This window comes from Phenylobacterium sp., from assembly GCF_030693805.1.
Classification (GTDB): domain Bacteria; phylum Pseudomonadota; class Alphaproteobacteria; order Caulobacterales; family Caulobacteraceae; genus Phenylobacterium.
Genome location: NZ_JAUXZW010000050.1, coordinates 1 through 5,013, shown reverse-complemented (window position 1 = coordinate 5,013; position 5,013 = coordinate 1). Strand labels below are relative to the sequence as shown.

The following is a 5,013-nucleotide window of genomic DNA, read 5'->3' as shown; positions in this document are numbered from 1 at the left end:
GCCGACACCGCGCTGAAGACCGCCAACTCCGGCTATCTGACGCGTCGTCTGGTCGACGTGGCGCAGGACTGCATCATCACCGAGGAAGACTGCGGCACCACGCGCGGCATCACGCTGCGCGCCGTGGTCGAAGGCGGCGATGTGCTGGTCTCGCTGGGCCTGCGCGTGCTGGGTCGCTTCGCGGCCGAGGACATCAAGGATCCGAGCACCGGCGAAGTGGTCGTGCCGGCCGACACCTACCTCGACGAGAACATGACCGACGTGATCGAAGCCGCGGCGGTGCCGTCGGTGAAGGTCCGCTCGGTGCTGACCTGCGAAGCCAAGGTCGGCGTCTGCGGCGCCTGTTACGGCCGCGACCTCGCGCGCGGTACGCCGGTGAACATCGGCGAAGCGGTGGGCGTCATCGCTGCGCAGTCGATCGGCGAGCCGGGCACCCAGCTCACCATGCGGACGTTCCATATCGGCGGCACCGCCCAGGTGGCCGAGCAGTCGTTCTTCGAAAGCGGCAACGACGGCACCGCCTCGATCACCGGCGGCGGCACCGTGGTGAACGCCGACGGCGACCTGATCTGCATGAGCCGCAACCTGCACCTCACCGTGCAGATCGACGGCAAGGACCGCGAATCCTACAAGCCGCCGTACGGTGCCCGCCTGCGGGTCAAGAACGGCGACAAGGTGAAGCGCGGCCAACGGCTGGCGGAGTGGGACCCCTACACCACTCCGATCATCACCGAAGTCGGCGGCAAGGTGCGCTTCGAGGTCCTGGTGGAGAACGTCTCCTTCCGCGAGGAAGCTGACGAGGCCACCGGCATCTCCAACCGCGTGGTCGTCGACTGGCGCGCCTCCACCAAGGGCACGGACCTGCGTCCGGCGCTCGCGGTGATCGACTCCGACGGCGCCTACAAGCGCCTGGCGAACGGTGGTGAGGCCCGTTACCTGCTGCCCGTGGGCGCGGTTCTCTCCGTCGGCGACGGCGACGAGGCCAAGCCCGGCGACGTGCTGTCGCGACTGCCGACCGAAAGCGCCAAGACGCGCGATATCACCGGCGGTCTGCCGCGGGTGGCGGAGCTGTTCGAAGCGCGCAGGCCGAAGGATTGCGCGGTCATCGCCGAGATGGACGGCCGGGTCGAGTTCGGGCGCGACTACAAGAACAAGCGCCGGATCAAGATCACCCCGGAGGACGGCGGCGAACCCGTCGAATTCCTGATCCCGAAGGGCAAGCACATCGCCGTCCACGACGGGGACATCATCCGCAAGGGCGAGTACCTGATCGACGGCAACCCGGATCCGCACGACATCCTGCGCATCCTGGGCATCGAGGAGCTGGCCAACTTCCTGGTGAACGAGATTCAGGAGGTCTATCGACTGCAGGGCGTGCCGATCAACGACAAGCACATCGAGACCATCGTGCGCCAGATGCTGCAGAAGGTGGAGATCCTCGAGATCGGCGACACCGCGCTGCTCAAGGGCGATCACATCGACAAGCCCGAGGTCGAGGAAGAGAACGCCAGGGCGCTTGCCCGCGGCGGACGTCCGGCGCTCACCCAGCCGGTTCTGCTGGGGATCACCAAGGCGAGCCTGCAGACCCGCAGCTTCATCTCGGCGGCCTCGTTCCAGGAGACCACGCGCGTCCTCACCGAGGCTTCTGTCCAGGGCAAGGTCGATACCCTGGAGGGGCTGAAGGAGAACGTCATCGTCGGCCGGCTGATCCCGGCGGGTACGGGGTCCTACCTGCGCAACCTGCAACGCATCGCCGCCAAGCGCGACGAAGCGCTCACCGCGAGCCGGGTGGAGGCCATGGAGCCGCTCCCGGAGATCATCGCGGCGGACGCCGAGGCGGAGAAGGTCGAGACCTGAGCCGGTCGCGACGAACCTGATATGCCGACGGCCCGGGAGCGATCCCGGGCCGTTCTGCTGTCGGGCGACCAAGCAAGGGCTCGCGAACGGCGGTTGCAGGAGGGACGACGATGACCAGGAGGTCGCTTGGGAAGATCACCGGGTATCGCGTGATGATCGCGCTCGCCGTGGTGGTCGGCCTACTGGCCTGGTGGGCCGTGACCACCGGCGAAAACACCAAGGCAAGGCGCCAGGGCCTGGCCTATGTCGAGCACTGCGCGACTGCATTCGTCGCCGCCAAACCGCTGGCGCTGGGATTGCAGGGCGCCGACGTGAACATGACGCCCCCGGAGATCATGGCGAAGGGGGCGCCGACGCGTATCCAGTGCAACTACACAGCGCGCAGCGGCGAGGTCGGCGCCCTCATCGTGGATGTCGCCTGCGCCGATCCGCTCGACCCTCGCTGCAGGAAGATCGTCGCCGTCGTGACGCCGGACGGAGAGGGCGGCTACCGCGCGAAATGACCGCGTGAAGTCACATACACGTATGTCGCCTTTCATACGCGTACGCAGGTCCTAAATGTGGATCTCCACACCTGAAGGAGATCCCGCGTGCCGCTACTGCTCTGTCCCAACTGCAACGCCTCGATGCAGAACGTGAACCGTTCCGGCGTCGAACTCGACATGTGCCCCAGCTGCCGCGGGGTGTGGCTGGATAGGGGCGAGCTGGAGAAGATCCTGGCGGGCTCGCGCGAGGACGTAGGCGCCCGCGATCGGTTCGAGCGCGAGGTCAGCGCCTTCCACAAAGATCCTGACGACTGGAAGAAGCGCCACGCCTACGACGCCCAGCAGGGGCGCTATCGCTACGGCGACGACGACGAGCGCTATCGCAAGAAGAAGCGCTTCGACATCTTCGACATCTTCGACTGAGCCAGGACCGGGAAGGGGTTCGCGCGCGTCCATGCGAACGTTGACGACGCAGCCCTTCCCGACTATGTAGCGCGCTCCTTCGTGGCCGGGATTCGTCCCAGCCCCGTTGAGCGGCCGCCTCGATATGGGCGGCGAGACCCGCCGTCGCCCAGCGCGTCGGCGAGTTTTCTGCGTTCCACGGGCGGTCTCGAAACCAGACGACAACATGGACCCTGAGGCGCATCGGCCCAACGGCACACGCCTCCACGAGCAAGAAGAGACCAGATTGCCCACCGTCAACCAGCTCATCCGCAAGCCGCGCCAGGACAAACCCTCGCGCAACAAGGTGCCGGCCCTCAAGGGCTGCCCTCAGCGCCGCGGCGTCTGCACCCGCGTCTATACGACGACCCCGAAGAAGCCGAACTCGGCCCTGCGTAAGGTCGCCAAGGTGCGTCTGACCACCGGCATCGAAGCGGTGTGCTACATCCCCGGCGAACGCCACAATCTGCAGGAGCACTCGGTGGTGCTGATCCGCGGCGGCCGGGTGAAGGACCTTCCGGGCGTCCGCTACCACATCCTGCGCGGCGTGCTCGACACCCAAGGGGTCAAGGACCGCAAGCAGCGTCGTTCGCTCTACGGCGCCAAGCGTCCTAAGTAAGGAAAGAAGATATGTCCCGCCGCCGTCGCGCCGAGAAACGTGAAGTCCTGCCGGATCCCAAGTTCGGCGACCTCACCGTCACCAAATTCATGAACTACGTGATGTACGAGGGCAAAAAGGCCGTCGCCGAAAACATCATGTATGGCGCCTTCGATATCCTGGAATCCAAGCGCAAGGATCAGGGCCCGCTGGAGACCTTCCATGCGGCTCTGGACAATGTCGCTCCGGCGATCGAGGTCCGCTCCCGCCGGGTCGGCGGCGCGACCTACCAGGTCCCCGTCGAAGTCCGTCCGGACCGCCGCAAGGCGCTCGCCATCCGCTGGCTGGTCACCGCTGCGCGCAAGCGCGGCGAGAACACCATGACCGAGAAGCTGGCCGGTGAGCTGCTGGACGCCTCTTCCAACCGCGGTTCCGCGGTGAAGAAGCGCGAAGACACCCACAAGATGGCCGAGGCGAACCGCGCCTTCTCGCATTACCGCTGGTAACGCCGACCATCCATTTGCTTTCCGGCGCGGGCGGTTTGAGCTAAACCGCCCGCGCTGTTCGTTCTGCCCCTGAAGATCGTTTACAAGTCGAGCCGAACTCCATGCCCCGCACGACCAATATCGAGGACTACCGCAACTTCGGCATCATGGCGCACATCGATGCCGGGAAGACCACGACGACGGAGCGGATCCTCTACTACACCGGCAAGAGCCATAAGATCGGCGAAGTCCATGACGGCGCGGCCACTATGGACTGGATGGAGCAAGAGCAGGAACGCGGCATCACCATCACGTCGGCGGCCACCACCGCGATGTGGAAGGGCAAGCGCCTGAACATCATCGACACCCCCGGGCACGTGGACTTCACCATCGAAGTCGAACGTTCGCTTCGGGTGCTTGACGGCGCCGTCGCGGTGCTGGACGGCAACCAGGGCGTCGAGCCGCAAACTGAAACGGTGTGGCGTCAGGCCGACCGCTACGACGTGCCGCGCATTGTGTTCGTCAACAAGATGGACAAGATCGGCGCCGACTTCGAGATGTGCCTGCGCACGATCCGCGAGCGACTGGGCGTCAAGGCCGTGCCGATCCAGCTGCCGATCGGCGCCGAGGCTTCGCTGAAGGGCGTGGTCGACCTGGTGCGCATGAAGGCGATCGTCTGGGACAGTGAAGGCCTGGGCGCGAACTACCACGACGAAGAGATCCCGGCCGACATGAAGGAAGCGTGCGACACCGCGCGCAGCTACATGATCGAGAACTCGGTCGAGCTCGACGACGAGGCGATGGAAGCCTACCTGTCCGGCGAAGAGCCGTCGGAAGAGGTGATCAAGAAGTGCCTGCGCAAGGCGGTTCTCACCGGCGCCTTCTATCCGATCCTCGCGGGCTCCGCGTTCAAGAACAAGGGCGTGCAGCCGCTTCTGGACGCGGTGGTCGACTACCTGCCGTCGCCCGTCGACATCCCGCCCACCAAGGGCATCGACTTCAAGACCGAAGCCGAAGTCGAACGTCGCGCCTCCGACGACGAACCGCTGTCGGTGCTGGCGTTCAAGATCATGGACGACCCCTTCGTGGGCTCGCTGACCTTCTGCCGCATCTATTCGGGCAAGCTGGAAACCGGCATGGGCCTGCT

Annotated in this window: 5 protein-coding genes and 1 pseudogene; all 6 read left to right on the top strand. The window is 65.7% G+C overall.

Going from position 1 to position 5,013, the window contains the following annotated elements:
- Positions 1-1,857, top strand: a pseudogene (locus Q8M88_RS02055) (DNA-directed RNA polymerase subunit beta'); the annotation flags it as partial.
- Positions 1,858-1,967: 110 nt separating this feature from the next.
- The gene (locus Q8M88_RS02050; RefSeq protein ID WP_305594579.1) at positions 1,968-2,360 is read left to right on the top strand and encodes a hypothetical protein; all 393 of its coding nucleotides are present in this window, start codon (positions 1,968-1,970) and stop codon (positions 2,358-2,360) included.
- A gap of 87 nt (positions 2,361-2,447) precedes the next feature.
- A complete protein-coding gene (locus tag Q8M88_RS02045; RefSeq protein ID WP_305594577.1) occupies positions 2,448-2,765 on the top strand; it encodes a zf-TFIIB domain-containing protein in 318 nt (105 codons plus the stop codon).
- 265 nt (positions 2,766-3,030) lie between these two features.
- Complete coding sequence (gene rpsL / locus Q8M88_RS02040; RefSeq protein ID WP_305594575.1) at positions 3,031-3,402, top strand: 30S ribosomal protein S12; 372 nt, start codon at positions 3,031-3,033, stop codon at positions 3,400-3,402.
- A gap of 11 nt (positions 3,403-3,413) precedes the next feature.
- Entirely contained in the window at positions 3,414-3,887 is a 474-nt protein-coding gene (gene rpsG, locus Q8M88_RS02035; protein WP_305594573.1) for a 30S ribosomal protein S7, read from the top strand.
- Positions 3,888-3,988: 101 nt separating this feature from the next.
- Positions 3,989-5,013: translation factor GTPase family protein (locus Q8M88_RS02030; protein WP_305594570.1), on the top strand; the 1,025-nt coding region annotated here is incomplete at its 3' end.